This window comes from Methanoregula sp., from assembly GCF_002835825.1.
Taxonomy (GTDB): domain Archaea; phylum Halobacteriota; class Methanomicrobia; order Methanomicrobiales; family Methanospirillaceae; genus Methanoregula.
On sequence record NZ_PIZH01000176.1, the window covers coordinates 1 to 4,683 of the forward strand.

Annotated in this window: 5 protein-coding genes; 1 reads left to right on the forward strand and 4 read right to left on the reverse strand. The window is 56.4% G+C overall.

What is annotated here, in order from left to right:
* A partial coding sequence (locus CW742_RS07505; RefSeq protein WP_292418613.1) for an AIR synthase-related protein occupies nucleotides 1–399 on the forward strand: 399 nt, incomplete at its 5' end.
* A 62-nt stretch (nucleotides 400–461) separates the two neighbouring features.
* Here CW742_RS07505 and CW742_RS07510 read toward each other — a convergent pair.
* From CW742_RS07510 to CW742_RS07525, 4 genes are all read right to left on the reverse strand, one after another.
* Nucleotides 462–1,841, reverse strand: a complete 1,380-nt coding sequence (locus CW742_RS07510; RefSeq protein WP_292418616.1) for an ATP-binding protein — start codon at nucleotides 1,839–1,841, stop codon at nucleotides 462–464.
* A gap of 88 nt (nucleotides 1,842–1,929) precedes the next feature.
* Nucleotides 1,930–2,490: a DUF447 domain-containing protein gene (locus CW742_RS07515; protein WP_292418619.1), complete on the reverse strand. Its 561-nt coding sequence runs from the start codon at nucleotides 2,488–2,490 to the stop codon at nucleotides 1,930–1,932.
* A complete protein-coding gene (locus CW742_RS07520) occupies nucleotides 2,478–3,299 on the reverse strand; it encodes a triphosphoribosyl-dephospho-CoA synthase (protein WP_292418623.1) in 822 nt (273 codons plus the stop codon). The genes CW742_RS07515 and CW742_RS07520 overlap by 13 nt, the downstream gene beginning before the upstream one ends.
* Nucleotides 3,271–4,410 carry a methanogenesis marker 9 domain-containing protein gene (locus tag CW742_RS07525; RefSeq protein WP_292418625.1) on the reverse strand — a complete coding sequence of 380 codons (1,140 nt, stop codon included), beginning with the start codon at nucleotides 4,408–4,410 and terminating at the stop codon, nucleotides 3,271–3,273. The genes CW742_RS07520 and CW742_RS07525 overlap by 29 nt, the downstream gene beginning before the upstream one ends.
* Nucleotides 4,411–4,683: the final 273 nt, after the last annotated feature.

Sequence of the window (4,683 nt, forward strand, 5' to 3'; positions counted from 1 at the left end):
GGCATGATGGAGAAGGTCCACGAAGCCGGTACCATCCATGCCATGAAAGATCCGACCCGTGGCGGTTTCGCGAGTGCCATCAACGAGATGGCAAAGAAGGCCGGCGTCTGTGTCCGGATAAAGGAAGAACAGGTGCCCATACGGAAGAATGTCAGAAGCGCAGCCGCCATGCTCGGCATCGACCCGCTCGAAGTGGCAAACGAAGGCAAAGTGGTGATGGGAGTTGCGGCAGCAGACGCAGAGGCGATCCTTGCCGCTCTTCGTTCGCATAAGTACGGGAAGGACGCGTGTGTCATCGGCACGGTCACGAAAGGCGCTCACGTGATCATGGAAACGACAATAGGCGGGGAACGGTTCATCGAACCCCCGATGGGCGACCCGGTTCCCCGGGTCTGCTGAAAATAACGATATCTCTCTTTTTTCGGGCCCGGCATCCGATGGACAGTCAGGCCATCAGTGGATTATCTCTTCGGCGGGGATATCCCGTTTCCGTGGCCTGGGATCGAACGGAAATGCTCCCGGGGCACACGGATGACGAACCGGGCCCCCGTGCCGGGCGTCCCGTTCTCTGTGATGACAAGGTTTGTTATCGCCAGAATCTCCCGTGACAGGAAAAGGCCAAAGCCGGTGTTCTTGAAAAATTCGCGGCGGAAGATCTTCTCCTTGTTGGCCTCGGGAATGCCCACGCCGTTGTCCTCGACAATGATGTCAAGGGAGTCCGCACGTTCCACGGTCCGTACCGAGATCTCCGTTACATGCTCCCCGTGTCGGATCGAGTTCTCGATTAAGTTGTAGAATACCTTCTCAAGCAGCGGATCGGCGTAAATCTCGACAGGGGGGATGTTGACCTGGACAAAGATGGCGCGGGAGTCTATGCTTGCCGTTGCAAGCGACACAGTCTCGGCCACATTGTGCCAGAGCGGTGAGTGGACGCCGATGTTCTGATAGTCGCGGGTGAAGAGGATCTGGTTCCGGATAGCGGTTGCCGCCTGCAGCTCGCGCTCGATATATTTCTCCAGTGCCGGGTCCTTGTTGTCTGCTTTGGAGATCTCCAGGTACCCGAGAAGTGCAGTCAGCTGGTTGAGGATGTCATGCCGGGTCACGTTGTTTAAGAGATTCAGTTTCTTGTTTGCCTGCGTGAGGGCTTCCTGCGCCAGCTTGTTGTCGGTGATGTCGACAACCGTGCAGATGACCCCTGGGTCGCCGGTCTCGGCAGCAGAGACGAGCGCCCAGCGCATGCTCCCGTCCCATGCCCGGAATTTGACCTCGATATCCCCGACCCTCCGCAGGTCACGGACCTTTGTGATGAAACTCTCACGCTCTTCCTTGTCGGGAATAAGGTCAGGTAGGGATTTAGTCATCAGGTCATCGCAGTCGTACCGGATCATATTAGCGAACTTCCGGTTTGCATCCCGGATCTTGAACGTCCGCTTGTCGTAACTAAAAACTCCGGCCTGCGAGTTATAATATGCCCCGCAACTCTTCTCGCCCTCTTTCCGGTACACCTGCGAGTAGGTGGAGATGAGGACTCCAAGCGAGACGAAGATGTAGAACCAGACCGTTGCAAGGGCATAGAGCTTGAGGTCGGGCAGGCCAAGCGTAAAGACCAGTGCAACGTAGATCCAGCCTACGGCAACAGTGCCGTATATGGCGAGGTTCGGCCGGGCGAACGCAATCAGGATGATGGGAATGAGATAGAAGTACGGGAAGACATCGTAGATACCATGGGAGATCGAGAAGAACGTGATGACCATGGCGGCAAGAATGCTTGAAACAATGCAGACATCAAAAAGCATCTGCCGCTTCCGGGTGAATGGCCGCATTGTCATAGATTGTGCCACGAAATCCCGTCAAAGGACGGGTGATAATGACAAGTGGTGGTACAAGATATATAATGATTCTCCGGAAACCGGCAAAAAGGACGATATGTCAGTGTTTTCCCAGAAATCCCTGTAAAATATCGAGTGCGGCGAGTTCGCGCTTCCCCCCGCATTTACGGACAATCCCGGTATGGTAATCGATAAGTTCTCTCAGTTTTGTATCATGGTTCCGGACGTACCGCGTTGCATGGACGGTGGCATCGATGAGACTGCCAAACCCCCTGTTGACCGGATACACTGCTGCATTCTCGATAATCTCCCGCTGCAGTGTGAGCGTCACGATGAGTGCCTCAGAGGTCTCCCGTTCAATGGTTGTCGTGAATGCGGCCCAGGCATCTGTCCCGGCAAGGCGCTGCACAGTCATTCCGGCAACCGGCTCGCTTACAAACATATCGCGGGGAAGGTCTTCGAACGCTGTCCTGACATACAGCACCGGGTCATGGATGAAATTCGCAACCATCCAACCCTCCTTCAGCACATTTTCTGCGGTATGGCTTCCGGAAAAGAGAACGATCGTAGCCTTCCCGTCCCGGTAGTGGATTCCCATGGGTGCGGCGTTGAACCCCGTGGTGGCGATTACCTCGTTGATCCCGCCTTTTAAGAGTCCCACGACCACCCCTCCCCCAGGGCAAGATAGATTGCCGCGATGGTGATGTCGGCAATGGAGCCCGGGTTGATATCCCGCCGGATACATTCCTCATCAAGGTCCTCGATGGAGCGTTTCCCGTCGAGCACATCGCGGGCAGCCATCATCGTCTCCCGCGCAACATCCATACTGTGCTTCTTTGCGATAAACGTATCCGGCTCTGTTGCAAGCAGGGAGAGGAAGGAACGGACAATTGAATCCCGGCCCGGTCCGTTCTCCTTCAGGAGGTCTGCACCCCGGCGGGAGAGCGGAAAGCCGGTCACCCATTCCCGTGCAACCATATCGTTTGCTGCCGAATGCTGCATGATGTCAAGCAGGTTCATGTCGCGCTCGCGGATGAGGGTAAGCGTGTGGGGATCGTTGACATCGAGATCATCGGTCGCGTTCATTTTCACGGCTGTCATCGCGAACGCCTTGTAGAAGGCTACCGCATCGGAAGACTCGGTCCGGCCGATTGCTGCCATAGCCCCTTCGATCGTTTTGCCGTACACCAGCGGGATGAGGAGGATGAATGCCCCAAAGTGCGTGTTCCCCCCGGCATGGCAGTTGGTGTCCCGGACCGCGTGCTTGATGATCTCGCCAAGCCGGCCTTTCCCGAGCTCGGCCTCTTCCAGTGCCGGGCGGGCGAAGATGGTGGAGGCAAGGAAATGTTCGAGCCGGGTTTCAGGATAGTCATGGCACCGGTCAACGTTCCCCGGCTTTGGGAATGCCGTGACCTCCAGCATCATTGCCAGCTGGGCCCGTTCAACTGCGCTTAACCGGAGGCACGTCATGGAACACCTGCGCCATTATGGTATCAGAGAGCTCGCGTTTCAGGCGCATATACTCTTTCTTTGGGATACCGGCCTGCTTTAATGTCATGTCCCGGAACATGCAGGGCGATGATGTCTTGCAGCACCACGCAAGGCTGCCAAAACAGGTCTGGCGGCCGGTATCGAGCGGTGTATCTGCAACGCCCCCCAGTTTCATTTTGACAAAATCATCATGGGAGATCCCGGTCCGCGAGAGCATCGGTATGAGCGGGCACTCCTTGACCGGCATGCAGCAGAAGGTGAGCGACCGGATATCGCCGCCCCGGCAGAGCTGCTTGGGGGCATTGTACCACCCCTCTTCATCGGCATATCGCGTGATCGCGGCGTCGAGCCCGGCAAGGGTTCGCTCATCGGATTTCCGGGCAACCGAGACCATGTCGGCCCCGTGCGAGAGCATGTCCTTCATCCGCTCGAACGTGGTGATGCCGTTGTTGGCGATGATTATGAGGGGGCAGCTGTTCCGGATCTGGCGGAGCTTCGCAGTCCCAAAGTCCATCAGGTCAATGTGCAGGATGTCGGCCCCGGCAGCCCAGATCAGCTCCGCAAGCGCCCGGTCGTCTTCGGCAACACCGGCGCGGATCTTGACTGAGACGGTAACATTCTCCTCTTTCAGTGCCCTGATCGCGGCACTAAGCTTTCCCGTGTTCTTCAGGTAATATTCCCCGCAGCCCGCAGCGACCAGTGCCGGCTGTCGGCAGTGGGCATCGATCTCGTACACAACCTTGTCACCAAGGGCATGTGCCACACGCGAGAATGACTCAGACGAGCTTCCTCGGAGGTTGATTCCGAGGATGACATTGCTCTCCCCCATCCTTGCGATTTGTGCTTTCAGCTCGGTAATGGGATCTTCAGTGATGAACTCCTTTCTCCCGTCATCAGCGGCAACAACCTTCGCCGCCTCAATCGTGGGTGCATCGATCGAGTATCCCCCGATAAAACCGAGGCCGATATGATCCTTGCGTGCAAGAAGATAGTCAGCATCGACAATCCCGGCCATGGACGCCACCGCAACCGGCGTCCTGACCACGCGGTCATTGATCAAAAGGCCGAAACGATCGAATGCATTCATCATAAGTTCATATTCGTTGCATATACTGGAAGAAAGAGGTTTCTACTTGTCGAAGGTCATCAGACCTGAGACAGGAGAAGAACGCGAAGCGTTCTTCGTTATGCCGAGCGCTCATCAGACCTGAGACAGGAGAAGAACGCGAAGCGTTCTTCGTTATGCCGAGCGCTCATCAGACCTGAGACAGGAGAAGAACGCGAAGCGTTCTTCGTTATGCCGAGCGCTCATCAGACCTGAGACAGGAGAAGAACGCGAAGCGTTCTTCGTTATGCCGAGCGC

Excerpts from the sequence above, each read along its gene's own strand:
- CW742_RS07520 (WP_292418623.1), bottom strand. The coding sequence starts at position 3,299 with ATGACGTGCCTCCGGTTAAGCGCAGTTGAACGGGCCCAGCTGGCAATG.
- CW742_RS07525 (WP_292418625.1), bottom strand. The coding sequence starts at position 4,410 with ATGATGAATGCATTCGATCGTTTCGGCCTTTTGATCAATGACCGCGTG.